Source organism: Nocardiopsis trehalosi NBRC 14201 (assembly GCF_001552555.1).
Lineage (GTDB): Bacteria > Actinomycetota > Actinomycetes > Streptosporangiales > Streptosporangiaceae > Nocardiopsis_B > Nocardiopsis_B trehalosi.
The window spans coordinates 30,271-56,055 of record NZ_BCRK01000016.1 but is presented as its reverse complement, the minus strand read 5'-3'; the positions used below and the strand labels follow the sequence as shown (position 1 = coordinate 56,055).

Sequence of the window (25,785 nt, the reverse complement as noted above, 5' to 3'; positions counted from 1 at the left end):
CTGGAAGACGGCGTCGCTGAACTCGTGTTGTCGGGCTCATCCCCGCGTGCGCGGGGAGCAGGTCGCCGGCGTCAGCGCCGAGCAGATCGCGGAGGGCTCATCCCCGCGTGCGCGGGGAGCAGGCGGCTGTGGTGGGCATCGTGGCCTACGCCTGGGGCTCATCCCCGCGTGCGCGGGGAGCAGCAGACCAAGGGGGCGCCGGCGCCCGCCCGCCCGGGCTCATCCCCGCGTGCGCGGGGAGCAGGTGCAGTCCAAGCGCAAGGAGCTGGCCAGCGCGGGCTCATCCCCGCGTGCGCGGGGAGCAGACCACGCCCGAGACCGAGGCTGTCATTGCGGAGGGCTCATCCCCGCGTGCGCGGGGAGCAGTGCTGGCCCTGGAGCAGGAGCGCACGGAAGCGGGGCTCATCCCCGCGTGCGCGGGGAGCAGTAGGAGTATCGCCGAATCCCGGCACTGAAATAGGGCTCATCCCCGCGTGCGCGGGGAGCAGACACTCTCCTTTGATTTACTGCTGCATATAGAGGGCTCATCCCCGCGTGCGCGGGGAGCAGGTGTCCTCGGCCAAGTCGGTCTCGATGGTGATGGGCTCATCCCCGCGTGCGCGGGGAGCAGTCTTGATGACCTGGGGCTTCACCTTACGACATCCCGGTTTTTGACCACTTCTTTCGAATGGGGCAAACGGCACAAAGACCTCAAATGGTGGCGGACGCATGCCGACATGACACCGTGCCCTGCTAGAGCCGTGGCCGAGCCTGAACGGCCTGTGGACAGGGGCATCCGGGGAGAAGCCGACGGGCACCTGACGTTCGAGGGCGGGTGCATGCGTGAGCGTCCGGCGTCGGAGGGTGGGCGCGGGCGTCCGGCCGTCCGGCGTCCGGCGTCCGGTGGCCGTGCGTCGTGCGGGCTCGGGGGCGCCCGGTCACCTCTTCGTGATGGGTGAGATGCCGCCCGCCGCGAGGGTGAAAAGCCGGGCGAGCGCCGTGCGGACGTCGGGGTCGCGGTCGATCCGCTCCAAGGCCGCGAACCTGGCCGGGGCGACGTCGATGGTGGCGATCCTTCCGCCGCTGTCCTCGGCGGACGCGAAGAGGGCGAGGCACCGGTAGGCCCGCACCTCCCCGCCCCGCTCCTCGCGCAGCAGCGACCGGAGGAGGACGCTCCCCTCCTTGACCTGGCCGCGCAGCGCGTCCGACGAGGACCACCGGGTCGCCCAGCCCCGCTCCTCCGCCTCCGCCTGGATGTCGAGCAGCGTCGCGAAGTCGATCCGGCAGACGCGGAAGTCGGGGTCGGACGAACGGATCACCGACATCGGAGCACTCATCCCCTTCCTGGACGTCGATACGGATCTGCGTGCCCGGATCGATGCGCCGATCCCCTACCATGGCCGCCCCCGCTGCGTGCCCCCAGCCGCCGCCGGGCGTCGCGGCGCTGGGATTCCGCTCCGTCGTCAACGGAGGAAGAAGGCGCGCGCTCTGGGCCGCAGGAGGAGGACGAGGATCGCCACGGGCAGGATGAGTTGGCCCAGACGCCCGTCGCCGCCGAGCGAGAGGAGGGCGTAGAGGGCGATCAGGACCTCCACGCCGAGGATGGACCAGAACACCACGCGCCCGTTGCGGCGGATGAACACCGCCAGCAGGATCTGGACGACCCCGGGCAGCGACGCCACCGCGTTGTAGCCGAGTTCGTAGGCGGAGACCCCGGTCAGCATCAGCATGGACACCGCGATCGGCAGCGTCAGCCCACCGGAGACGTAGAGGAGGGCGCGCAGCCAGCGCACGGACGCGGGGAGTTCGGTCACGACGTGTTCTCTCCTGGGCAGGGGCGCTGCCCTACCGGTGAGGTGCACGTGCCGTGTCCACGGTAGTAGAAGGGCTCCGGAATCCCCGAGGGCTGACCGTTCTCGGCTACAGCCGGACCGATCTGCCGATCTGCTGTTTCCTCCCCGGCTCGCTCCGCGCTCCGCCGCCCCGGACGGCCCCTGCGGACCGGGCCGGGTATGGGGCCTGCGCGTTCTCTCCATGGGTGCGCGGCCGGGTCCGCCCGGTCGTCCGGAGCCCCGACCGCCGTCCGGGTCGGCGGCAGGGGGACGGGGGGTGCGGCGGATCGCCGGACAGCGGGGCGCGGGAGGCGGCATACTCGGACGCGCTCGGTTCTGCGCCCGTTCGACCGTGTAAGGGGTTGCGACGATGGGACACCCGGAATCCGTCGAATCGGTGGAGCAGCTCGCCACGGTCTGGCGGGCCATGGTGCTCGACCGCGATCCCGGCGCCGACGTGCGGGACCTTCCGGGGATCGCCGTGCGCTGGGCCGACTGCCGGTTCCCGTTCTGGAACTGCGTCACCCTCACCACCGACGGCGTGGGCCCCGACACCCTGGCTCGGGACCTGGCCCGGGCGGCGGACATCATGCGCGCGAAGCGCCACCCCGGTTTCCTGTGGCTGTTCGAGGACCTGCTCGACGGCGACGCCCGGGCCGCGCTGCACCCGGCCGCCGAGCGCGCCGGGCTCGCCTACGCCTTCCCCGGCACCGGGATGGCCGGCGACCTGCCGCCCCTCCCCGAGCCGACCCACCCCGACCTCGTCTTCGCGCGGGTGGCGACCGACGACCAGGTGCTCGCCTACGCCGACCTCAACTCGCGCGCCTACGGGTTCGCCCTGGAGGACGGCCGCGACGGACTCGCCGGCTCGCGCCTGTGGAGGACCCGGGTCCACGCCTACCTGGGCCTGCGCGAGGGCGAACCGGTGACCTGCGCCGCCGCCGTGGAGGCGGACGGCCGCCTGTTCGTGGCCCTCGTCGCCACCGACCCGCGCTGGCAGCGCCGGGGCTACGGCGAGGCGGTCACGCGCAAGGCGCTGTACGAGGGCGGCCGGGGCACCGGGCTGACCCGCGCGACCCTGCACGCCACCGCCGCCGGAGCGCCGGTGTACCCCCGTATCGGCTTCACCCCGAACTCCCCGATCCACTTCCTCGCCCTGCGCGGGTGACCCCGCCGCGCCCCGGGCGCCGCCCTCCGGTGGGTGGGTGTCAGCCGACGCGGCCGACGCCGCCGAAGAGGTAGACCTCGGCGGGGGCGCCGATGTCGGTGGTCTCGGGGCGCCAGCGGGAGCAGGAGACCACGCCCGGCGGGAGGAGTTCGGTGCCGTCGAAGTAGCGTTCGATCTCCTTGCGGCTGCGGGCCGTGATGGGGGTGCCGCCGCGCTCGTTCATCTCGCGCATGACCTCCAGCATCGGCTCGCCGTGGACCTCGGCCGTGGAGTGGGTGAGCACCAGGTGGCTGCCCGGGGGCAGGGCGTCGACGAGCCGGGACACCACGGCGAGCGACTGCTCGGTGTCCACGAGGTGGTTGACCACGCCCAGGAGCATGAGGCCGATAGGCCGGTCGAAGTCGAGCGTCGCGGCGCTCGCCGCCAGGATGGCCTCCGGGTCGCGCAGGTCGGCCTCGATGTAGTTGGTGGCGCCCTCGTCGCTGCTGGTCAGCAGGGCGCGGGCGTGCACCATGACGAGCGGGTCGTTGTCGACGTAGACGACGCGGGACTCGGGCGCGAGCCGCTGGGCCACCTCGTGCGTGTTGTTCATGGTCGGCAGCCCGGTGCCGATGTCGAGGAACTGCCGGATGCCCGCCTCCTCCACCAGGTGGTGGATGACGCGGACGAGGAACGCCCGTTCGGCCCGGGCGCCGTCGGCGATGTCGGGCAGCGTGCGCAGCACCTCGTCGCCGGCCGCGCGGTCGGCCGCGTAGTTGTCCTTGCCACCCAGCCAGTAGTTCCACACCCGCGCCGAGTGCGGCACCGAGAGGTCGAGGGCGTCGGCGGCGCTCTGCGGGTCGCCGGAAGCGGCGGGCTGGCTCATAGAAGGCTCCAAGGGGGGTTCGGCGCGGCTGCGGGCGCGCGGTGCGGCGCGGGCGGGCGGGCCGCCGGGCTCGGGGACGCCCCGCCGTCGGACTGATGTGTCCGAGAATACTGAGGTTTGTGGTTCGGTTCGCCTTTGGTGCGCCGGAGGGGGTGGGTGGGGGGAACGGTGGGGTTCGAGGCGACGGGCACCATCGGGCCGACGCCGACAGCCTGCCGGAGGCGGCGCGCCGTCGCCCACGGGAGCCGGCGGCGCCGCCGTTCTACCGGTAGGGCGGACCGTGGCCGGCAGGACGCGGACGCCACCGCGCCTTGACCGGCCGACCCCGCCGCGCGGGCGGCCGCCGGAGAGGCGGCGCGCCGTCGCCCACGGGAGCCGGCGGCGCCGCCGCTCTACCGCTAGGGCGGACCGCGACCGCCAGGGGGCAGGTACCACCGCTCCTTGGCCGGCCGGTCCGACCCTCGCGTGGACGGGCGGGGGCAGGCCTGGCCTCCACTGTGGGTCGGCGGCTCCGGGGCCGGTGGCGGAAGGGCCGAAGGGGCCGGAGGGGCCGGAGGGGCCGGAGTGCACGTTCGGTTCGGGGGATTTCGTATATCCGAGGACTGGGGAAAAATGCTCGCGATTCCCCTCTGCCGGGAATGGCAACATTCCGCTACCGAGAATGCCAATCCGCCGCCGCAGAGGCGGAAAGACCCTATTCTGAAGGCTTGCCGGTTTCACGGCATGGGCGGGCCGCCGGCGCCGGTGATTCGTGGTGGAGGGTGCCGCCCCGAGTGGGGGAGGGGAATGGACGCGCAGTTCATCCAGTCCGCGGGGGCGGTCGGCGACCGGTTGGAGATCACCCTCGTCACGGGCGCCACCCATACCGGCGTGCTGGAGGAACTGACCCTCCAGCGGCTGCTCCTGCGCCGCGACGACGGCACCCCGGTGGCCGTCGCCCTGCCCGCGGTGGTGAGCGCGCTCCCCGCCGGCCCGGCCGCGGGGAACGCCGCCGCGCCGGTCGACGCGGCCGCCCCGGCGGCCGCGGGGGTCCCGGCCGTACCGGACAACGCCGCCGCGCCGGCCACGGCGGGCGCCACGGCTCCGATCGGGCGCCATGGCACAACGGACGTCCCGACCGACGCCGGACGAGACGCCGGCGCCGCCGCCGAGGCCGCGCCCGCCCCGGCCGCCGCCACGCCGGAGCCGGAGCCCCCCGCGCCCGACCCCCCGCCTCCCGCGGACCCCGCCGAGCAGGCCGCCGCCCTCGCGGAGGTCGGCGCGCTGCCGGTGCTGCCGGTCGACTTCGACATCTGGGTGGCCCCCGAGCACCGCAACCAGCTCCTCCAGATCCGCAACTCCTACGAGTACGCCGAGCGCGTCAAGGAGCTGGACCCGCGCTTCGGCCGCATCGGCGCGCTGCACTCGCGCACGCTCGTCCTGTGGAACGCCGACCAGTCCAACGCCGAACTGCTCCGCCTGCTCGGGGTGTTCACCCTGCTCAAGGGCGATCTCACCGTGGCGCACCGCAGGGCCGCCGCGGCCGTCGAGGACGGCGACCCCCCGGCGATGCGGCTGCAGGCCGTCACCTCCGCCCGGCTCGGCGACCCCACCGCCGCCGCCACCGCGCTGCTGCGCTTCTTCACCGAGGTGCCGCCCGCGGACGACCCCGCCGCGTGGCGGTCGCTGGTGCGGCTGCTCGACGCGCACGGCACCCGGTCGCGGCTGGGCGTGCTGCTGGACTCCCCCCGGCACGACGCCGCCGCCCTGGCCCCGGTCCGCGAGGCGCTCGCCGGCACCCGGCCCGACACCACCCCGCTGCCCCCGCCGGCGGCGCCGGCCGCCTACGGCCCGGTGCCCCGCGAGCCCGACCCCGCGCCGGCGCCGGCCCGGCCCGGCGGACCGCCCGGCACCCCCGGCGCCCTCGCCACCCCCGGCGCCTCCGCGCCGGCGGCCCGCTCCCCGCAGCTCGACCGCACCCTCCGGCGCGACCCCTACCAGCGCGCCAAGTACCTGGAGCACCGCGTCAAGGACCTCGTCGGCGCCAAGGCCGCCTACCGGAAGGCGATCCGCCAGGGCGGCCCCAAGCGCGAGAGCGCCATCAAGGACCTCGCCTGGATCACCCGGCGCACCGACGGCCCCGAGGCGGCGCTGCGGGTGCTGGAGGTGGAGTACCCCGACAGCCTCGCCCCCGGCAACGCGCGCGACAACATCCTCATCGACTTCCTCACCGGCGCCCGCCGCTACACCGAGGCGCTGCAGGTGCTCGACCGGCAGCGCGCCCGCCGCGACCTCACCGACCAGCGGCGCCTGGACCTGCACCACCAGATCGCCTACGTCAAGCTCGCCGACGGCCAGGACTCCATCGCCGACTGGGAGCTGCTCTACCGGCAGACGCCGCACCAGACGGGAATCCAGCGCGGCCTGGCGATGGCGCTCATCCAGCGGGGCACCTCCGACGACCTCGCGCGCGCCGAGCAGCTGATCACCGCGCACGACGACGACCGCGCCGCCGACATCCGCAAGCAGATCGAGGACCTGCGCCTGGGCCGGCGCAACTCGCCGGAGTGGGTCCCCACCCTGCTGGAGAAGCCGGAGAACGCCCCCATCCCGCCCCTCGTCGACTACATCATGCGCACCTACTCCGAGCACGCCGACCGGGTCCGGCGCCAGCTCGACACCGAGGACCGGGTCGTCAGCAGCCGCCACATCAAGACCCTCGCCAACCTCGCCCGGCAGTCGGAGTTCGGCGACCCGGAGAACAGCGCGAAGTACTACGTGTCGGCGGCCGTCCTCGCCCAGGACTTCAACCAGCCCGACCCCAACACCCACCTGTACCGGGGGCTGACCCAGCTCGCCGGCATCATGCTCAGCCGGCAGGCGCCCGAGGCCGCTCGCGACCTCTACTGCGCCGCGCTGGTCGCCTACGACGAGCGCGACGAGCGCGACGAGGACGACGAGGCCCCCGGCATCCGCTCGGCGCTGGTGGGGTTCCTGACCCTGCTCGACGGCCCCGGCGGCCGCAAGCGGCGCAAGAGCGAGCAGGACGAGTCGTCGATCCGCGCCTCCGACGTGTCGCGGCTGCTGCGCAAGGGCCTGAGCAAGCACGGCCGCGGACTGTTCGAACTGCTGCCCGTGCTCATCGCCACGACCGTCGCGGCCCGCGACCTGGTCCTGGAGGCGCTGTGCTCCGACACCAGCCTGCTCGCCGAGTCGAGCCGGTTCCTGCGGTGCGCCGAGGACGACGCGCGGACGGTCCGCTCCGCCTGGGGGCAGCGGGCCCAGCAGTGGATGCGCCAGGAGCGCCGGCTGGTCCACACCCTGGAGGAGCTGCCGCAGGTCACCGCCAAGGAGGCGGCCATCGGCGCGGCGCTGGACCGGGTGCGCGAGCACTCCCGGCAGGCCGACCCACGGCTCGCGGAGAGCCTGCACCGGATCACCGAGTCGCTCGACGAGATCCGCCGCTTCCTCAACGAGGAGTCCTTCGAGGCGCGGGAGCGGAGCCTGCAGCGGGTGGCGCGCAGCATGAAGGAGCAGCTGGCCGAGATCAACCGGGCGCCCACCGCGCTGGCCGTGGAGATCGTGGAGCCGACGGTGCGCCGCCTCCAGGAGATCACCGCCGAGGCGCAGCGCGACCTCATCGAGGGCGCGCCCCCGGTGCCGCGGCTCTCCCTGGCGCTGGAGCGCAGCAGCGGCGTGCAGAACGGGGTGGTCACCGTGCAGATCAAGGTGGCCAACCTGTCGGGCGCGCCCATCGAGTCGGCGGAGCTGACCGTCGGCGGCGACGACACCACGCTGTTCTCGGTGGTCGGCCCCCGCTCCGGCGCCCCGATCGCGCTCAAGAGCGCGGTGCCGAGCGGGGAGCACCGCATCGAGGCGATTCGGTTGCACGTCACCGAGCAGGGTCTGCGCGACGGCGCGTTCTCGCTGCCGGTGAAGCTGCGCTACCTGCCCCGGTCGAGCGAGGACCCGACCGAGTTCGGGGCGACGCTGCCCGTGCAGCTCGCCCGCGACGAGGAGTTCCAGCCGATCGCCAACCCCTACACCGACGGCGCCACGGGCCGACCGGTGGAGGACCCGGAGATGTTCTTCGGCCGGGAGGAGGTACTCGACCGCATCCGCGACCGGCTGCGCGGCGCGTCCTCCCCGGGGGTGGGGGTGGCGGTGTTCGGGCAGAAGCGCGCCGGGAAGTCGTCCATCCGGCTGCACCTGACCCAGCAGCTCCGCTACGACGACCACCTGCCCGTGGTCGACGTGCGCAACATCGGGGACATGACCCCCGATCCGACGGACCCGACCGGCATCCGGCTGATCCGGCTGCTGGTGTGGCGCATCCTGGAGGGCGCGAGCGCGGCGCTGCTGCCGCTGGCGCCGCCGGGCAGCGCCCCGCTGCTGCCGCCCGGCCTGACCCGCGACGCCTTCCTGGCCACGCCCGAGCCGGTGCAGGACTACGCCCGGCTGTACGAGGAGTACCGCGCCCGCACCCCGGGGCCGCACCCGCCGGTGGTGGTGCTGATCGACGAGTTCCAGTACTTCGACCGGTGGATCCGCGAGGGCCTGCTGTCGCCGTCGTTCATGCAGACGTTCAAGGCCATCATCGAGCGGCGCCTGTTCCACCTGGTGATCGTCGGGCAGGCGGCGCTGGACCGGCTGATCAAGGACGACCCGAACTCGTTCGGGGTGTTCTCCGCCGAGCGGGTCACCTACCTGAGCGACTACCACGCCCGGCGGCTCATCACGGAGCCCATCTGGATCGGCGGCGCGGAGTCCCGGATCAGCAGGTACCGCGAGCGGGCGTCGGACCGCATCCTCGACCTGACCGGCGGCAGCGCGTTCTACATCCAGCGCTTCTGCTACGAGATGGTCGAGTACATGAACGCCGAGCGCGTCCCGTTCGTCACCGAGGCCGACGTCGAACGGGTCCGCGACACCTTCCTCACCTCCCTGGAGGAGAAGGACTTCGACAACCTGGAGTCCCCCGGCTACACCGACCCGCAGGCCCCGTCGCGCGCCGAGTACCAGCAGGTCCTGCTCGCGGTGGCGCGGGCCTCGCGGCACCGCGCGGCGACCATCGACGCCATCCGCGCGCAGTACGCGGGCGGCACCCGGCTGCACGACCTGCTGGAGGACCTGGTCACCCGCGACGTGGTGCGCCGCGAGCAGGGGACGTACCGGATCGTGGTCCGCATCTACCAGGACTGGCTGCTGAAGTACTTCGGTTCGGCGGCCGAGGCGGGGGCGCCGTGACGGCCGGCGCGGAGCGGACGGCCGCCAACCCCTACCGCCTGGTGGGGCAGGTGGCCGGCGGGGACCGGTTCGTCGGGCGCGCCGACCTGGTCGAGCGCGTCCAGCGCACCTGGCGCGACCCGCGGCGGCCGATGAACCTGCGGATCGTCGGCCACCACCGCGTGGGCAAGACGAGCCTGGTGCGCCAGGCGGTGCGCACCTGCCCGGCCGACCGCGACGACCTGGTGCACGTGTGGCTCAACGTCGGCTCCTACGAGGCGGGTACCGACCTGTTCCGCGTGCTGTCGCGGCGCCTGCTCCAGCGGCTGCCGCAGCGGCGCCGCGACGCGGTCGGCCCCCTGGACGAGGTGATCCAGACGGCCCCGGAGTGGTACCGGCTGAACGAGGCCGTGCGCGACCTGCTCCGCGTGCTGCGGGAGGACGGCACCTACGTGCTGCTGGTGCTGGACGAGTTCGACCGGGCGTCGGTGACGTTCAGCGGGCTGGCCCAGTTCCAGCTGCTGCGGGACCTGGCGAGCGACGACGAGTACCCGCTGGGGCTGGTCACCGTCTCGCGCCGGCACATCGAGAAGATCGAGACCGACACCGCCGGCGGCTCGATCCTCGGCGGCGTGGTGCCCGACACCTGCCACGTCGGCATGTTCACCGACCCCGAGGTCGACGAGCTGCTGGCCCGGGGTGCCGCCGCGGGCGCCGACCTCGCCCCGCTGCGCGGCGCGATCCTGGAGCGGACCGGCGCCCACCCCTTCCTGCTGGAGCTGCTCTGCAACCGGCTGGTCGACCGGCACCTGGCGGGTGACCTCCTCGACGTCGGCGACGCCTACCGGCGCGAGGAGCACGCCATCGCCGGGTACTTCGACCGGATGCTGCGCACCATCGCCGACGACCTCGGCCCGCGCGGGGTGGCGGTGCTGCGCCGGGTGGCCGAGGGGGCGGGCCCGGTGCCGGAGTCGCGCGAGCTGGCCTGGCTGGCGCACACGGGGGTGGTGCTGCGGAGGGGGGAGCGCGCGGCCCTCTTCTCGCCCGCGTTCGGCCGTGCGGTCCTGGCGGCGGCCGGGCCCGACCCCGGCTGAGCCGCCGGAGCGGGGGCCGGGCGCCGATCCGGGGGGATTCGGGGAACCGGTTGCGGACCCTAGGCTCGGCCGATAACGTCGTGTAACGCAATGACCCCGAAGCGTTATCGGAGGATGCCATGAACGAGCTTCCCGGCCTGCCCATCGGCCTGCTGGCCGACGAGGTGGTCGAGGTCGAGGCCTGGCGCCTGGAGCTGGCCGAGGGCGACCACAACTAGCGGCCGCCCGACGTGCCACCCGGGCCCTCCGCCCGCCGGCGGGGGGCCCGTCCGTGTATCCGGAGGGAGACGCCCATGGACGCCACCGCGATCGCGGCCACCGCGCGCCGCGACCCCACGACCGACCTGCTGCACGGGTGCGCCGTGCCCGACCCCTACCGGTGGCTGGAGGACGGCGACGCGACGGCGTGCGCCGCCTGGCTGGCCGGGCAGGACGCCGCGTTCACCGCCGCCGCCCGCGCCTGGCCGGGCCGGGACGCGTTCCGCGCGCTCCTGGCCGACGCGGCCGGGGCCGGCGGGGCCGCCACCCCGGTGGCGTCGCCCCCGGTGTGGCGGCGGGGCCGGCGGTTCGCGCTGCGCCGCGCGCCCGGCCAGCGCCTGCCCGTCCTGGTGACCGCGCCGCCCGGCGGCGCCGAGCGCGTCCTGCTCGACCCGCTCGCCCTGGACCCCTCCGGGGCGGCCACCCTCGACTCCTGGCGCCCCTCCCCCTCCGGCCGCCTGCTCGCCTACCAGGTGAGCCGCGGCGGCGACGAGCGCCCGCTGCTGCGGGTCCTCGACACCGCGCGCGGCACCGCCGTCGGCGGCACGCTGGCGCCCGGCCGCGTCACCGCGGTCGCCTGGCTGCCCGACGACTCCGGGTTCTACTACGTCGACACGCCCGGCCACGTCCCGGGCCGCCGCCTGCGCCTGCACCGGGTGGGCGCCGACCCCGCCGCCGACCCCGTCCTGCTCACCACCGACCTGCCGCAGATGTCGGTCACCACCGCGCCCGGCGGCCGCCACGTCATGGTCAGCGCCGCGCCCGGGGCCACCTCGGGCAACCTGCTATGGCTGGCCGAGCACCCGCGCGCCCCGGCGGCGGGGCTGCGTCCGGTCCTCGTCCACGACGGCACCGCCGACGGCTCCCGGGCGGTGCTGCGGTTCGCGCCGGGCGGCCGCGTCTACGCGGTCACCGACTCCGGCGCCCCGTTCGGCCGGCTCTGCGCCGTCGACCCCGCGCGCCCGGGGTCCGCGCACTGGCGCGAGGTCGTGGCCGAGGACCCCGGCGCGGTCCTCGGCGACTGCGCCCCCCTGACCGACCCCGCCACCGGCGCGCCCGTCCTGCTCCTGCTGCTGTCCCGCGAGGGCGCGGGGGCGCTCCGCGTGCACACGGCCGACGGCGCCCTGATCGCGGACATCCCCGCCCCGGGGCCGGGCGGCGTGTCCCGGCTGACCGCGCCGCCCGACGGCGGGCCCGCCGCCTGGTGCGCCTACTCCGACTTCACCACCCCGCCCGCCGTGTACCGGGTCGACCTCGGCGCGCGCCGCTGCGTCCCCGATCCCGGCGGCCCGCCCGGCGCCCGCGGCCCCGCCCGGCCCGGCGGCCCGCGGCGGGCCGACCCGCCCGCCGGGGCGCGGCGGCCGGAGGTGCGGGCGCTCGACTACCCGTCGCACGACGGCGTCCCGGTGCGGCTGCACCTGGTCGCCCCGTCCGGCGCCGACGGCCCCCTGCCCACGCTGCTCACCGCCTACGGCGGGTTCGGCGCGTCCACCCCGCCCGCCTACTCCCCCGCCGCCGCGGCGTGGGTGCGGGCGGGCGGCGCGTACGCGGTGGCGCACGTGCGCGGCGGCGGCGAGCGCGGCACCGGCTGGCACGCCGCGGGCCGGGGCGCCGCCAAGCCCGTCGCCATCGACGACTTCACCGCCGCCGCCCAGTGGCTGGTCGAGCAGCGGTGGACCGCCCCCGACCGGCTCGCCGTGCGCGGCGCCTCGCACAGCGGGCTGCTGGTGGCGGCGGCGGTCACCCGCCGCCCCGACCTGTACGCGGCGGCGGTGTGCTCCGACGCCGTCACCGACATGCTCCGTTACCACCGGTTCGGCCAGGGCCGGCTGTGGACCGAGGAGTTCGGCACCGCCGACGACCCCGGCATGTTCGCCACCCTGCTCGGCTACTCGCCGTACCACCGGGTGCGGCCGGGCACCCCCTACCCGGCGGTCCTGCTGACCTGCGCCCGCACCGACCCCCGCGTCGACTCCCTGCACACCCGCAAGCTGGCGGCCGCCCTCCAGCACGCCACGGCGTCCGGGGCCGACCGCCCGGTGCTGCTGCGCTGCGAGGACGGGGTCGGCCACGGGCTGCGGTCGCTCGACCGGTGGCTCGCGCTGCAGACCGACGTGCTGGCGTTCTGCGCCGCGCACACGGGGCTGCGGCCGCCCGACGGCGCGGCGGCCGAGGCCGGCTGAGCGGGCGCGCGGCGCGTCCCGGTCACCACCCGTCGCGGCACAGGAACGCGTACAGCAGCCCGTGGTAGGGGGTGATGGACACCCCGGTTTCGGGCCCGTCCGGGCGGATCTCCGGGATCGGGGCGGGCCTCGTCCACACCGGCAGGTCGGCGCCCTGCCGCGCCCACCACGTCTCGCGGGGCGCCACGGCGCCCGTGGCGTAGAGCAGCCCGTTGTAGTGGCAGATCCGGACGGTGTGCGTGCCGGCGCTTCCGGGGATGGTCCGGTAGGGCCACCACCCCGGCCTCGGCACCTCCTCGGGGTCGTAGGCGGTCCACAGCACGTCGCCGCCCCCGGCCGGGACGACGGCGGCGTAGAGCCGGCCGGCGTAGGCCGCGATACTCGCACCACCGCGGATCTCCACCTCGGGATCGGGCAGGTGCCCCAGGTCGGCCCAGCCGTCCTCGGAGTGGCGGGCGAGCCAGGCCAGTCGGCCGTCGTCGTCGTGCACCACCACGTGCAGCCGGTCGGCGAAGGCGGTGGCGGCCGGGGCGTGCCCGGTCTCGGGCGCGCCCCGGACGTGCTCCGGCGGCGACCACCGCGATTCCGGGTCGTCGTCGTGCGTCAGGTAGCGCACCATGCGGTTCTTGTCGGCGAAGACGCAGTACAGGAGGTCGTGGTAGGGCGCGAGGGCGGGGGCGGTCGTGGTGAAGGTCTGCGTCGTCGCCACCGGACCCCACTCCCCTTCGCCGTCGTCCTGCCGCCGGTAGTACACCGAGCGGAGCATGTCGTCGGAGTGGGCGTACACGCAGTACAGGAGGCCGGCGTACGCCTCGGCCGCGGGCGTGCGGTGGGTGAGGTTGCGGAGCGGGCTGGTCTTCTCCCAGGTGCCGGACGCCCAGTCGAACCGGGACCACGCGACGCCGCGCGGGATGCGCGGCGGGTTCGGGTCATCCTTCTTCTGCTGCCGCCGGTGGACGGCCCGCCCGGCGACGTAGGTGGCCTCGACGGCGCGGTCGTCGCCGAGGAGCGCCAGCGTGAACAGCGCGTCGCCGATGGAGCCGTCGCCCGCCTCGACGCGCTTGGCCATGGCGGGGGTGGCCCGGGGGTCGAGCACGACGAAGTCGGCCTCGTGGCCCGCGGCGAGCGACCCCACCTGCCGCTCCATGCGCAGGGCCCGCGCCCCGGCGCGGGTGGCCAGGTGGAACAGGCGGAACCCGTCGACGGCGTGCCGGTCGAGCGCGGCCACTTTGTAGGCCTCGTTCATGGTGGAGAGCAGCGACAGGCTGGTGCCGCCGCCGACGTCGGTGCCCAGCGCCACCTCGACCGGGCGCGCCGGGAGCTTGGCGTCGCGCAGCCGGAACAGGCCGCTGCCGAGGAACAGGTTGGAGGTGGGGCAGTGGGCGACCGCCGACCGGGTGGTGCGGCAGAGGGCGAGTTCGCGGTCGGTCAGGTGTACGCCGTGGCCGAGGACCATCCCGCGGCCGAGCAGGCCGTGCGCGCGGTAGACGTCGAGGTAGCCGGAGCACTCGGGGAACCGCTTGCGGACCTCCAGCACCTCGTCGGCGTTCTCGGCGATGTGGGTCTGCATCAGCAGGTCCGGCCGCTCCCGCCACAGCGACCCGGCCGCCGTGAGCATGTCCCGCGAGCAGGCGAGCGCGAACCGGGGCGAGACGGCGTAGACGGTCCGGCCGCCCCGGGGGCGGTGCCACCGCTCGATCAGCCGCCGCGTCGCGGCCATGGCCGTGCCCACATCGGGGTCGAGCAGCCCCACGGGCGCGTCGCGGTCCATGAGGACCTTGCCGGCCGCCAGGCGCATGCCGCGCTCGGCCGCGCGGGCGAACACCGCCTCGGTGGAGTGCGCGAAGACGGAGGTGTAGGCGAGCGCGGTGGTGGTGCCGTTGCGCAGCAGGTCGCGGACGAACAGCTCGGCGCCGGTCTCGGCGTAGTCCCGGGACCGGTAGCGCAGCTCCTCCGGGTAGACGTGGCGCTGGAGCCAGTTGAGCAGGGTCTCGCCGTAGGACGCGAGCATGCCGATCTGCACCGAGTGGACGTGGGCGTCCACGAACCCGGGGGTGATGACGCGGTCCCGGTGGTCGGTCACCGGCAGGCCCTCGGCCGCTTCGGGGGTGTAGGGGCCCGAGTAGGTGATGAGGCCGTCACGGCAGACGAGCAGGCCGTCGGGCTCGTAGCGCACGGCGCGGTCGGTGCCCACCAGGAACGGGTCGTCGCGGAACCAGAGGAGCCGGCCGCGGACGGCGGCCGGCGGGGCTCCGGGGGTCGGGACGGCGGGGTGGCCGCAGTCCGGGTTCGGGTCGTCGTCGGCCGTGTACGGCGCCGCGGCGCCTTCCTGGCGGTCCACCGGTCCTCCTGGGTCAGCGGGTGCGGAAAGGAGCGCGCCGACGCGGATCGCGGTCGATCCGCGCCCGCACGCGTCCTCGGGTCCGGCTATCCGGGTCCGCGCACCGGCAACCATCCGCCGGGGAATCTCCCGCCCATGGAACCCAAGATCATCCCCCGCCACCGCCCCCTCCGCGGCGGCGGGGGACGGCGGCTACCCGGCCTGGACGGGCTGCGGGGCGCCCTCGGACGCCTGGACGAGGACGAAGCCCTGGCCCTCGAACGCCAGCTGGACGGCCTCGCCGCTGCCGCGGCCGATGAGCGCGCCCGCCTTCACGGTGCGGCGCACGCCGGTGCTCAGCGAGGAGGACCACGCCACCGCGGACTGGGTGTCGACGAACGTGGGCTGGTCGACGGTGAGGAGGGCGGGCTGGCCGTGGCAGGCGATGGCGATGCGGCCCTGGCCGCTGAAGACCGTGTTGAACAGGCCGCCGGCGGCGATGCCCGCGCCCTCGACGCGGCGGATGTCCCACTGCAGGCCGGGTTCGAACGCCAGCACGTTCTCGCCGTTGACCGTGACGGAGTCGCCGCCGCCCTCCAGGTCGATGACGTGCACGTCCCAGGCGTCGCGGGCGAGGAACACGTCGCCGCGCCCGGTGACCTTCATCAGCGGCATCCCCTCGCCGGTCAGGGCCTTCTTGAAGAACTTGCCGACCCCGCCGGCGCCCTGGTAGGCGAAGTCGACCTCGCCCTGGTAGGCGACCATGGCGCCCTGCCGGGCGAAGAACTCGCCGGCGAAGTTGACCCGGAGCATCCGGGGGTTCTGCAGGCTCATCCCGGGCTGGGTGTTCTCGCGGGCCTGCTCGAACAGGTGGCTGCGCATGGGGGTCCCCTCGTCGTTTCGTGGCTCTCCCTTATACAGACGTCCCCGGGGCCGGACGGTTCCCGCGACACCCGGCCGAGTGCCGGGAATGCCGCCGCCGGGCGCCGCGGTCCACTACCCTGACACTCGGGGTGACAGCGTGGTCACCCTCTGCGTCCGCGCGGCCGGGCCCTCCGGCTCGCGGGCCCGCCGCCCGGACGCCCGTCGCCCGGCCCTGACCCCGCCGCGGCGCCGGCCCCTCCGGGCGCCGTCCCGCGTCCGGCCCCGTCGCGAGGCAGGAGCCGTGGTGAACCCCGTCGCAGCGCAGCCCCCCGGTAGGACGCCCGTCCGCCGCACGCCCGATCCGGCCGCGTGGGCGGACCTGCGCGCCGAGGTCGCCGGCGAGGTCGTCCTTCCCGGCGACCCCGGCTACGACGCGGTCCGCGGCGCCGCCGACCCCCGGTTCCGGTTCGCCCGCCCGCGCGGTGTGGTGCGCTGCGCCGGTCCCGCCGACGTCCGGGCCGCGCTCGCGTTCGCCCGGCGGCACCGCCTCACCCCGCACCCGCGCTCCGGCGGCCACTGCCGCCTGGGCTCCAGCACCGGCCCGGGACTGGTCGTCGACGTCTCCGCCCTGGACGCGGTCGAGGTCGACGGCGACACCGCCCGCGTGGGCGCGGGGGCGCGCAGCGGGGCGGTCGCCCGCGTGCTGGCCGACCACGGCCGGATGCTGCCGCTGGGCGCCTCCCCGCACGCCGGGATCGCGGGGGCCGCCCTGGGCGGCGGTATGGGCGCCGTGGGCCGCCGCTACGGCCTCACCCTCGACAACCTGGTCGGCGCCGAGGTGGTGCTGGCCGACGGCCGCACCGTGGAGTGCGGCCCCGACTCCCACACCGAGCTGCTGTGGGCGCTGCGCGGGGCGGGCGCGGGCAACTTCGGCGTGGTCACCCGGTTCACCTTCCGCACGTACCCGGCGCCGCGGGTGCACGCCTTCGTGCTGGGGTGGCCGCTGGAGCACGCGGCCGAGGTGGTGTCGGCGTGGCAGTCCTGGGCGCTCACCCTGCCCGACCGGCTCTCCTCGCAGGTGGCGGTCCGCCCGGCGCACGGCGACGCCGTGGTCGGCGGCGCCTGGCTGGGCTCGGCGGACGAGGCCGCACCGCTGCTGGCCCGGCTCTCCGGCGCGGTGGGCCGTCCGCCCGCGGCCACCGGCACCACCACCGGCGGCCACCCCGACGCGGTCGACTTCCTGTGGGAGCGGCTGGCCCCGGCGCCCGGCCCCGGCGGCCCGTGCGTGTTCCGCCGGGGCGACCTGCTCGGCCGCCCGCTGCCGCCCGAGGCGGTGGGCCCGATGGTGCGCCGACTCGCCGGCGGCCCGCCCGCCGCCGGGGTCCCGTTCCTCACGATCGTCCACCTGGGCGGGGCGTGCGGCGGCGACCCCGCCACCGCGTGGGCGCACCGGGCGTGCCTGTTCGACGTGCGCTACTCGGCGGCCCCCGCGCCGGGCGCCGGGATCGCCGACGCGGTCGCCGCCCGCGACTGGCTCGCCGGGGTCGAGGCCGAGCTGCGCCCGTGGACGTCGGGCGGCTGCGCCCCGGACCGCCCCGCCGCCACCCGGGCCGACTGGGCGCGGTCCCACTACGGCGACCGGCTGCGGCGGCTGCGCCGCGCCAAGGACGTGTACGACCCCGACCGCCTGTTCCGCCGCGTCCAGGGGTTGTGACCGCCCGCCCTCAGGCGGACGCGCGGGGCACGGGGATGTCGGCGGCGCCGGCATCCCCGGCCGCGGAGCCCCCGGCGCCGGCCGCGCGGTCGGCGTCCGCCGCGTCGATCCGGGCGCGCTGCGGCGCCACGGTGTACTTGGGGTCGGCGGCCGACGCCGTTCCGGCGTGGAAGACGCCGAACCGGGTGCACGCCGACCCGGCGAGCAGCGCCGCGCCGGCGGCGGCCGCGGCGGCGCGGCTGCGCCGCCCCAGCAGGGCGCCGGTGAGCGCGCCGGCGGTGGTCAGCGCGGTGGCGGCGCGCATCAGCCGGCCCGCCCGGCCGGTGCGGTAGGTCTCGCCGACCATGCCCATGCGGCGGCGCATGCGCGCGGCCGCGGCCAGCTCCAGGCCGGCGCCCAGGACGGCGGCGGCGCGCGCCGGGCCGGCCTGCGCGACCGGCGCGGCGGCCATGCCCAGGCCACCCGCCGCCGCGGCTGCGGAGCCGACGAAGACGAACGGCATCTCGCGGTAGCCCTCGTGCCAGGCGGGCACGGCGGTGTCGCACAGGAGCGGCGCCGTGTAGGTGGCGACGGCCGGCCCGAGGAGGGCCGCGCCGACGGTGGCGGCCCGCCCGGGTCCCCGGAGGGCGCGGCCGAGGGCCGCGGCCCGGCCCGGCCCGCGCAGCCGCCCCGCGAGGTGGGCGGCCGCCGCGGCCCCGGCCAGCGGCCCGTACCCGGCGAGCAGCCACGAGCCGACGCTCATCGGGGAGGTCGGTTTGACCATCCGCAGCATGTTGAGGAACCGCTCGGGGCGGCCGAGGTCGTGCACGAGCGCGGCGACCGACCCGCCGATGGCGACGAGCGCCCCGGCCTTGAGGGGGCCGGCGAGGCCGGGCCGCCCGGTGAACTCGGCGCCGGCCGCCAGGACGGACGACGCGCCGGCCAGGCCGCCGAGGAACAGGTAGCCCGCGATGTCGTAGTCGGCCCACACGACCTGGTTGAGGACCGGCCGGCCGTAGTAGGAGCGGAAGTCGGCGTCGGGCACCATGAGCCGCTCGCCGCGGCCGCGCCCCTTGCGGCGGCCCGGCGCCCGCCGGCCGCCGGTCACCGCGTCGCGGCCGGGGCGCTCGCCGCGCACGCCCTGCCGGGTCACCTCGGAGGTGGTCACCGGGTCCTCCCCAGGATCGTCGCCGCGACGCCGCCCGCCAGGAGAGTGAGGGCGGCGAGTCCGGCGTGCTTCCACATGTCGGGCAGGTCGCGGGTGGTCACGACCGGGTCGGGCGGCAGCCCGTACACCTCGGGCTCGTCCAGCAGCAGGAAGAAGGCGCCGGCGCCGCCGACCCCGTCGTCGGGGTCGGCGCCGTAGAGGCGGGCGGAGGACACGCCCTCGCCGTGCAGGCGCTCGACGCGCGCGGCGGCGCGCCCCCGCAGCTCGTCGAGTTCGCCGAACTGGATGGAGTCGGTGGGGCACGCCTTGGCGCAGGCGGGTTCGAGGCCGTCGCCGATGCGGTCGTAGCACAGGGTGCACTTCCACACCCGGCCGTCGTCCTCGCGCTTGTCGATGACGCCGTAGGGGCAGGCGGGCACGCAGTACCCGCACCCGTTGCAGACGTCCTCCTGGACGACGACGGTGCCGAACTCGGTGCGGAACAGGGCGCCGGTGGGGCACACGTCGAGGCAGGCGGCGTGCGTGCAGTGCTTGCACACGTCGGAGGACATGAGCCAGCGGAAGTCGCCGAGCGTGGCGGGGTCGGGGTCGTCGCCGGGCCGGCCGACCGCGGGCATGCCCAGGTCGACGGGGGCGCGTCCGGCGCCGGTCTCCTGCGCGCCCAGGGGGCGCCGCTGCTCGATGAAGGCGACGTGCCGCCAGGTGTCGGCGCCCAGCCCGGTGGTGTTGTCGTAGGACATGCCGGTGAAGTCGAGTCCGTCCTCGGGGACGGCGTTCCACTCCTTGCACGCGACCTCGCACGCCTTGCAGCCGATGCAGACGCTGGTGTCGGTGAAGAAGCCCATGCGGGGCCGCTGCTCCCCGCTGCCGTGCTGCGGCGCGGCGTCCGCGGTCCCGCGGCTGTCGACGGCCACGCTCACACCTCCGTTCCGGTCAGGTCGGTGACGCCCGCGCGGGCCTGGTAGTCGCGCACCAGGGCGTCGCGCCGGGCGCCGCGCGGCCGGCGGCCCGGCCGGATGTCCGCGGTGAACGCCTTGACCTCCTGGATGTGCGAGTTGGGGTCGAGGCTGATGGACGACAGCTCGTTGGCGGCGTCGCCGGTGGAGTACCCGTTGGGCCCCCAGTGGTAGGGCAGCCCGATCTGGTGCAGGACGCGGCCGTCGACGCGCAGCGGGGCGACGCGGTCGGTGACGAGGACCCGGGCCTCGATCGCGCCGCGCGCGGTGACGATGGTGGCCCACCCGGTGTGGGTGAGCCCGCGCTCGGCGGCGAGTTCGGGCGACACCTCGCAGAAGAACTCGGGTTGGAGTTCGGCCAGGTAGGGCAGCCACCGGGTCATGCCGCCGGCGGTGAAGTGCTCGGTGAGCCGGTAGGTGGTGACGACGTAGGGGTAGACGTCGGCGCCGGGGCCGTCGGCGTCGGGGTGGTACCGGTTGAACTCGTGCGGGTAGACGAGCCGGGCCGGGGACCGCTGCTGCCCGTAGAGCGGGTTGGGGAACGGGGAGTCCTGCGGCTCGTAGTGGGTGGGCAGCGGGCCGTCGGTCAGCCCCGAGGGGGCGTACAGCCAGCCCTTGCCGTCGGCCTGCATGATGAACGCGTCGGTGCCGCTGAGGGCGGCGACCCCCCGGGCGTCCCGGGCGGGGCGGTAGTCGGGGCGCTTGTCGGCCTCGAAGTCGGGGACGTCGTGGCCGACCCAGCGGCCCACGTCCTCCGACCACCACACCAGGGCCTTGCGTTCGCTCCACGGGCGGCCGTCGGCGTCGGCGGACGCCCGGTTGTACAGGGTGCGGCGGTTGTCCGGCCAGGCCCAGCCCCATTCGGCGGAGATCCAGTCCTGCTCGGTGTGGGGTTTGCGGCGGGCCGCCTGGTTGACGCCGTCGGCGTAGACGCCGCAGTAGATCCAGCAGCCGCACGAGGTGGAGCCGTCGTCGCGGAGCTGGGTGGAGGCGCTGAGCGGGCGGCCGTCGGCGTCGCGGCCGTTGATCTCGGCGAGGACGGCCTCGGCGCTGGGCTCGTCGCCGTGGTCCATGGGGTAGTCCCAGGCGAGGTCGAGGATGGGGCGGTCCATGGGGTCGGTCGAGCCGGCCAGCTTCTCGCGGACGATGCGGCCGAGGTGGTAGGCGAACCAGAGGTCGCTGCGGGCGTCGCCCTTGGGCGGGACGGCCTCGCGGTGCCACTGGAGCACCCGGTTGGTGTTGGTGAAGCTGCCCGACTTCTCGGTGTGGGAGGCGGCGGGGAAGAAGAACACTTCGGTGGCGATGTCCTCGGTGCGCAGCTCCCCCGACTCGATCTCGGGGCCGTCCTTCCACCAGGTGGCGCTCTCGATGCGGGAGAAGTCGCGGACGACGAGCCACTCCAGGTTGGCCATGCCCATGCGCTGCGCCTTGGCGTTGGCCGACCCCACGGCCGGGTTCTCGCCCATGAGGAAGTAGCCCTTGACCTCGCCGGCGATCTGGGCGAGCACGGTGTCGTAGGTGCTGTGCGACCCGGTGATGCGCGGCAGGTGGTCGAAGCAGAAGTCGTTGTCGGCGGTGGCGTTGTCGCCGTAGTAGGCCTTGAGCAGGCTGACCGCGTAGGACTTCATGTGCGACCAGAACCCGGTGTCGGCGGCGTCGGTGCGGACGAACGCGTCGAGGTCCTGGTGGTGGTGGGCGTGCGGCATCGGGATGTAGCCCGGCAGCAGGTTGAACAGGGTGGGGATGTCGCTGGAGCCCTGGATGCTGGCGTGCCCGCGCAGCGCCTGGATGCCGCCGCCGGGGCGGCCGATGTTGCCGAGGAGCAGCTGGAGCACGGAGGCGGCGCGGATGAACTGCGACCCCATGGAGTGCTGGGTCCAGCCGACGGCGTAGCAGAAGGCGCTGGTGCGGTCGCGCCCGGAGTTCTCGGTCAGGTACCGGCAGACGCGGTGGAACGTCGCGGGCGGGATGCCGCAGACGCGCTCGACCATCTCGGGGGTGTAGCGGGCGTAGTGCCGCTTGAGGATCTGGAAGACGCACTTGGGGTCGGTGAGCGTGTCGTCGCGGCGGGGCCACTCGCCCTCGATGGCGGCGCCGCCCGCGCCCTGCTGCTCGGAGCGGCCGGACTCCTTGGTGTCGTGGTGGGTGCCGCGCCCGGCGAACTGGTCGCGGTCGCCGGAGGCCGCGGCGGTCTGCATGCCCTCGTACTGCCAGGTCATGACGTCGTAGCTGCGCTGCTCGGGGTCGAACCCGGAGAACAGGCCGTCGAGGTCCTCGGTGTCGGCGAAGTCCTCGCCGACGATGGTCGCCGCGTTGGTGAAGGTGAGCAGGTACTCGCGGAAGTATTCGTCCTCGCTCAGCACGTGGTTGATGATGCCGCCGAGGAAGGCGATGTCGCTGCCCGCGCGGATGGGCACGTGCAGGTCGGCGAGGGCGCTGGTGCGGGTGAACCGCGGGTCGACGTGGATGACCGCGGCGCCGCGCGCCTTGGCCTCCATGACCCATTGGAAGCCCACCGGGTGCGCCTCGGCGTAGTTGGAGCCCTCGATGACGATGCAGTCGGCGTGCTGGAGGTCCTGCATGAACGTGGTGGCGCCGCCGCGCCCGAACGAGGTGCCCAGGCCCGAGACGGTGGAGCTGTGGCAGACCCGCGCCTGGTTCTCGACCTGGACCACCCCGAGCCCGGTGAGGAGCTTCTTGATGAGGTAGTTCTCCTCGTTGTCGAGGGTGGCCCCGCCGAGGCTCGCGATGCCCATGGTGCGGTTGACGGTGGCGCCCTCGTGCTCCCACTGCCAGGAGCGGCGCCGCGCGTCGATCACCCGGTCCGCCACCATGTCCATGGCGGTGTCCAGGTCGAGTTCGGTCCAGTCGGCGGCGTGCGGCGCCCGGTAGAGGACCGTGTGCTCGCGGGTGGGGCCGGTGGTGAGCTGGAGGGTGGCCGAGCCCTTGGGGCAGAGGCGGCCGCGGCTGATGGGTGAGCCGGGGTCGCCCTCGATCTGCACGACCTCGCCGTCGCGGACGTAGACCTGCTGGCCGCAGCCCACCGCGCAGTAGGGGCAGACGGAGGGGACGACGTCGTCGGCCTCGGCGGTGCGGGGGCGCAGGGCGGCGGTCCGGGCCGACGTGGCGGCCGACCCCCGTCCCAGCGGGTCGTCGCCCGTCAACTGCCGGTAGACCGGCCATCCGCCGATCCAGCTTCGGACCCCCATCGCCACTCCCCTCCGGAGCCGCCGGTGTGCGCCGCCGGCCCGGTCGCGCGTGCGGTCGGCCGCGCGGCCGACCCGCCGCCCGGTCGCCGATGCCGCCCCGGCTACCCGGCGCACCGCCGCGGAAACCGCGCGGCCGCCGCGGATCGCGGCGCGCCGCCGGGGCGGCCGGCGCCCCACCCGAGAAGGACCGTCACTGCGCGCACATGTTTTGCCACTCATGGTAGCGGGCATGCGACCCGGCGCGGCAGGTGGGGCGGACGTCCTGGCGGGGCCCGGCCCGGTCCGCCGATACGTGCGGCCGCCGGGCCGGTCCCGCCGCGAACAGGGGAGTGCACCATGAATCCAGCCCGAACCGCGGCGCGCGCCGCCGCGGCACTGGCCTGCGGCGCGGTGGTCGCCGTGGCCCCGGCACCGCCGGCGGCCGCCGGCGACGGGGTACCGCTGCGGGCCGTGGTGTCCGCCGCCGACTGCACGCGGGACACCGGCACCGGGTGCGGGGCGGAGGGCGGCGTGCCGTCCCCCGACCCGTCGCCGCGGCCGACACCGATCCCGTCCCCCGACCCGTCGGGGGTGCCCGGCGGTGACGGCGCCGCACCGGTCGGCGGCGTCGACGCCGGGGGCGGCGGCACGGCGGGCGGCGGGCAGGGGGCGGCCCTGGTCGGCGCGGGCGGCGCCCTGCTGGTGGCGGCCGCGGCCGTCCTGGCGGCCCGCCTGCCGCGCCGGAGCGGGTAGCGCGTGGGCCGGCACGAGCGGCCGCGCGAGCGCCGGGGCGAGGTCGCCCCGGCGCTCGCGGTCGCCTGCGCGGTCATGGGGGCCGCGCTGATCACCACCGGCCTGGCGGACGGGCGCCCGCCGGCACCGGGCGGGCCGGAGCCCGCGCCGTCGGCGGCGGCGGACGGCCCGGCGGCCGCCCCCGGTGGCGCCGCCGCCGCACCCGACGCCGCGGCGGCGGCCCTCCCCGCGCTCGGCGGCCGCGCGCCGGCGCCCATGCCCCGCGCCGAACCGGTGGGTCTGCGCGTCCCGGCGATCGGGCTGCACACCGACCGGCTGCTCGGTCTGGGGCTGACGGTGGAGCGCCGGCTGGAGGCGCCGGGCCCGTGGGAGGCGGTGGGCTGGTACGCCGACGGCGCGGCACCGGGGCAGGAGGGCACCGCGATCCTCGCCGGCCACGTCGACTCCGACGCCGGTCCGGCGGTGTTCCACGGCCTGCACGCGCTGCGCCCCGGCGACGAGGTGGCGGTCGACCGCGCCGACGGCACGGCGGCGCTCTTCACGGTCTACGCGGTGGAGAGCTACCGCAAGGACGCGTTCCCCAGCGCGGCGGTCTACGGCGCGGAGCACGGCCGCGCCGAACTGCGGCTGATCACCTGCGCGGGACGGTTCGACACCGCGACCCGGCACTACGACGACAACCTGGTCGTCTACGCCCGGCACACCGGCGCCGAAGGCCCACCGGACACGGGCGTCCGCGCCGGGTGACCGCGGGCGCCCCGGCGGGGCGCCCGCGGCGGGGCCGGTCAGGGGGTGGCGAAGGTGAAGTGGTTGAGGTTGACGAAGTCGGCGGGCTGGCCGCTGGCGAACGTCAGGTAGACGTCGTGGGTGCCGGTGGTGGGGCTGATGTCGGCGGGCACGGTGCGCCAGGACTGCCAGCCGCCGGTGGAGCCGACGGAGAAGTCGCCGATGGGCGGTGCCGTGGGGCTGCCGAGCCGGATCTGCACGAGCCCGCTGACTCCCCCGGCGGCGCCGGAGGCGACCCGGGCCCGGAACTGGCGGGCGGGGGTGTCGCCGAACGCGATGTCGTCGTAGCGGAGCACGTCGCCGTTGCTGATCCGGGAGACGTTGGACCCGCCCCCGGTGTCGGTGGTGGCCTCGGTGCCGGTGCCGGTCTGGAACTGGTGGTCCTCGGCCTGGATGGTGGAGCGGGCGTCGCGGACGCCGGGCCCGGGTTCGCCGCCGCCCTCGCCGGTGGCCCACACCGCGACGTAGTCGACGACCATCGGCACGCCGGGCCGGGTGGCGGCGGTGGGCGTGCGCGACCCCTGGACGCCGTCGGGGAAGGCGCCGCCCATGGCGACGTTGAGCAGCAGGAAGTACCCGGCGTGGGCGGTCATGTTCTGCCAGGTGGTGGCGTCGAACTGGGATTCGCTGACGCTGTGGAACCGCTGTCCGTCGACCGTCCAGCGGAACGACTCGACGGCGCCGGTGCGGTCCCACTCGAAGGCGTAGGTGTGGAAGCCGGACTGGCAGGTCGACCCGGGGCAGGGGGTGCTCGCGCCGAGGCCGCTGGTCTCGTTGCACGGCCCGCCGGGGTTGACCCCGCAGTGCAGGACGCCCCACACGGAGTTGATGCCGTTGACGTTCTCCATGACGTCGAACTCGCCGATCGCCGGCCAGTTCCAGTAGTTGCCCCGGTAGGGCGAGCCGAGCGCCCAGAACGCGGGCCAGTAGCCGAGGGCGGCCTCACCGGTGATGTTCGGCATCTGCAGGCGGCCCTCGATGCGCAGCGACTGGCCCTCGGCGGGCTTGAAGTCGGCGCGGCGGGTCTCGATGCGGCCGGAGGTCCACTGGCCGGACGCGTCGCGCCGGGGGGTGATCCGCAGGTTGCCGGTGCCGTCGAGGCTGAGGTTGGCGGGGTCGCTGGTGTAGGTCTGCACCTCGCCGGTGCCCCAGTTGGCGGGGCCGCCGGGGTAGGAGGTGCCGGTGTCGATGATCCACCGGTCGGCGGCGGGCAGGCTGCCGGCGGCCCCGTTGAAGTCGTCGCTCCAGACGAGGTCCCAGCCGGCGGGCGGGGGCGGGACATCGGCCTGGGCCGCGGGCGCGGTGGCGGCCCCGGCGGCGAGCGCCGGGACGAGGGCGGCGCACCAGGCGGCGAGCAGGCGCCGGCGGCCGGGGGGTCGGTGGGGGCGGGGTCGGTGGGGGCGGGGGATGTCCATGGCGACCTCGTTCGGTGGGGTCGAAGGAAGGCGAGAGAGCGCTCTCTCACGCGCCGAA

General features: G+C 75.6%; 16 protein-coding genes and 1 CRISPR repeat array. Of the genes, 7 read left to right on the top strand and 9 right to left on the bottom strand.

Translation table 11 applies throughout. The features are described from left to right. Positions 1-32 precede the first annotated feature (32 nt). A CRISPR array of direct repeats spans positions 33-610; the repeat unit is 29 nt; unit sequence GGGCTCATCCCCGCGTGCGCGGGGAGCAG. 307 nt (positions 611-917) lie between these two features. Next, complete coding sequence (locus NT8_RS05140; protein WP_067964792.1) at positions 918-1,304, bottom strand: hypothetical protein; 387 nt, start codon at positions 1,302-1,304, stop codon at positions 918-920. 138 nt (positions 1,305-1,442) lie between these two features. Further along, positions 1,443-1,793 (bottom strand): hypothetical protein, encoded by a 351-nt coding sequence (locus NT8_RS05135; RefSeq protein WP_067964790.1) that lies wholly within the window; start codon positions 1,791-1,793, stop codon positions 1,443-1,445. Positions 1,794-2,181: 388 nt separating this feature from the next. Here NT8_RS05135 and NT8_RS05130 point away from each other — a divergent pair, with 388 nt between their 5' ends. After that, complete coding sequence (locus NT8_RS05130; protein WP_067964788.1) at positions 2,182-2,979, top strand: GNAT family N-acetyltransferase; 798 nt, start codon at positions 2,182-2,184, stop codon at positions 2,977-2,979. 40 nt (positions 2,980-3,019) lie between these two features. On the opposite strand, the gene NT8_RS05125 is transcribed toward NT8_RS05130, so the two are convergent. After that, a complete protein-coding gene (locus NT8_RS05125; RefSeq protein WP_067964786.1) occupies positions 3,020-3,844 on the bottom strand; it encodes an SAM-dependent methyltransferase in 825 nt (274 codons plus the stop codon). Between the two features lie 786 nt (positions 3,845-4,630). On the opposite strand from NT8_RS05125, the gene NT8_RS29770 reads away from it, so the two are divergent. The 3 genes from NT8_RS29770 (at position 4,631) to NT8_RS05110 (ending at position 12,584) form a co-directional block, all read left to right on the top strand. Then, a complete protein-coding gene (locus tag NT8_RS29770; protein WP_067964784.1) occupies positions 4,631-9,070 on the top strand; it encodes an ATP-binding protein in 4,440 nt (1,479 codons plus the stop codon). Next, entirely contained in the window at positions 9,067-10,143 is a 1,077-nt protein-coding gene (locus tag NT8_RS31205; protein WP_067964782.1) for an ATP-binding protein, read from the top strand. The genes NT8_RS29770 and NT8_RS31205 overlap by 4 nt, the downstream gene beginning before the upstream one ends. A 293-nt stretch (positions 10,144-10,436) precedes the next feature. Continuing rightward, positions 10,437-12,584 (top strand): prolyl oligopeptidase family serine peptidase, encoded by a 2,148-nt coding sequence (locus NT8_RS05110; RefSeq protein WP_067964780.1) that lies wholly within the window; start codon positions 10,437-10,439, stop codon positions 12,582-12,584. 22 nt (positions 12,585-12,606) lie between these two features. Here the strand turns inward: NT8_RS05110 and guaD are convergent, their stop codons facing one another. After that, complete coding sequence (gene guaD / locus NT8_RS30360) at positions 12,607-14,925, bottom strand: guanine deaminase (RefSeq protein WP_217999069.1); 2,319 nt, start codon at positions 14,923-14,925, stop codon at positions 12,607-12,609. Between the two features lie 192 nt (positions 14,926-15,117). Continuing rightward, on the bottom strand, positions 15,118-15,786 hold the full coding sequence (locus NT8_RS05100) for an AIM24 family protein (RefSeq protein ID WP_067964778.1): 669 nt from the start codon (positions 15,784-15,786) through the stop codon (positions 15,118-15,120). A 286-nt stretch (positions 15,787-16,072) separates the two neighbouring features. On the opposite strand from NT8_RS05100, the gene NT8_RS05095 reads away from it, so the two are divergent. Next, a complete protein-coding gene (locus NT8_RS05095; RefSeq protein ID WP_067964776.1) occupies positions 16,073-17,482 on the top strand; it encodes an FAD-binding oxidoreductase in 1,410 nt (469 codons plus the stop codon). A gap of 10 nt (positions 17,483-17,492) precedes the next feature. Here NT8_RS05095 and nrfD read toward each other — a convergent pair whose 3' ends face one another. From nrfD to fdh, 3 genes are all read right to left on the bottom strand, one after another. After that, positions 17,493-18,629, bottom strand: a complete 1,137-nt coding sequence (gene nrfD / locus NT8_RS05090; protein ID WP_067964774.1) for an NrfD/PsrC family molybdoenzyme membrane anchor subunit — start codon at positions 18,627-18,629, stop codon at positions 17,493-17,495. After that, positions 18,626-19,474, bottom strand: a complete 849-nt coding sequence (locus NT8_RS05085; RefSeq protein WP_067964799.1) for a 4Fe-4S dicluster domain-containing protein — start codon at positions 19,472-19,474, stop codon at positions 18,626-18,628. Before NT8_RS05085 ends, nrfD begins: the two co-directional genes overlap by 4 nt. Positions 19,475-19,545: 71 nt before the next feature. After that, complete coding sequence (gene fdh / locus NT8_RS05080) at positions 19,546-22,794, bottom strand: formate dehydrogenase (protein WP_067964772.1); 3,249 nt, start codon at positions 22,792-22,794, stop codon at positions 19,546-19,548. Positions 22,795-23,130: 336 nt separating this feature from the next. Between fdh and NT8_RS05075 the strand changes: the two genes are divergently transcribed. After that, positions 23,131-23,526: a hypothetical protein gene (locus tag NT8_RS05075; protein ID WP_067964770.1), complete on the top strand. Its 396-nt coding sequence runs from the start codon at positions 23,131-23,133 to the stop codon at positions 23,524-23,526. A 3-nt stretch (positions 23,527-23,529) separates the two neighbouring features. Next, positions 23,530-24,273: a class F sortase gene (locus NT8_RS05070; RefSeq protein WP_067964768.1), complete on the top strand. Its 744-nt coding sequence runs from the start codon at positions 23,530-23,532 to the stop codon at positions 24,271-24,273. 38 nt (positions 24,274-24,311) lie between these two features. Here the strand turns inward: NT8_RS05070 and NT8_RS05065 are convergent, their stop codons facing one another. After that, positions 24,312-25,727 (bottom strand): glycoside hydrolase family 16 protein, encoded by a 1,416-nt coding sequence (locus tag NT8_RS05065; RefSeq protein ID WP_067964766.1) that lies wholly within the window; start codon positions 25,725-25,727, stop codon positions 24,312-24,314. Between the last annotated feature and the right edge of the window lie 58 nt (positions 25,728-25,785).

Bases quoted from the DNA above. Each gene is read 5' to 3' on its own strand.
- NT8_RS05130 (WP_067964788.1), top strand. From the start codon at position 2,182: ATGGGACACCCGGAATCCGTCGAATCGGTGGAGCAGCTCGCCACGGTC.
- NT8_RS05100 (WP_067964778.1), bottom strand. From the start codon at position 15,786: ATGCGCAGCCACCTGTTCGAGCAGGCCCGCGAGAACACCCAGCCCGGG.
- NT8_RS05075 (WP_067964770.1), top strand. From the start codon at position 23,131: ATGAATCCAGCCCGAACCGCGGCGCGCGCCGCCGCGGCACTGGCCTGC.
- fdh (WP_067964772.1), bottom strand. From the start codon at position 22,794: ATGGGGGTCCGAAGCTGGATCGGCGGATGGCCGGTCTACCGGCAGTTG.
- NT8_RS05065 (WP_067964766.1), bottom strand. From the start codon at position 25,727: ATGGACATCCCCCGCCCCCACCGACCCCGCCCCCACCGACCCCCCGGC.
- NT8_RS05110 (WP_067964780.1), top strand. From the start codon at position 10,437: ATGGACGCCACCGCGATCGCGGCCACCGCGCGCCGCGACCCCACGACC.
- NT8_RS29770 (WP_067964784.1), top strand. From the start codon at position 4,631: ATGGACGCGCAGTTCATCCAGTCCGCGGGGGCGGTCGGCGACCGGTTG.
- NT8_RS05140 (WP_067964792.1), bottom strand. From the start codon at position 1,304: ATGTCGGTGATCCGTTCGTCCGACCCCGACTTCCGCGTCTGCCGGATC.
- NT8_RS05125 (WP_067964786.1), bottom strand. From the start codon at position 3,844: ATGAGCCAGCCCGCCGCTTCCGGCGACCCGCAGAGCGCCGCCGACGCC.
- NT8_RS05085 (WP_067964799.1), bottom strand. From the start codon at position 19,474: ATGGGCTTCTTCACCGACACCAGCGTCTGCATCGGCTGCAAGGCGTGC.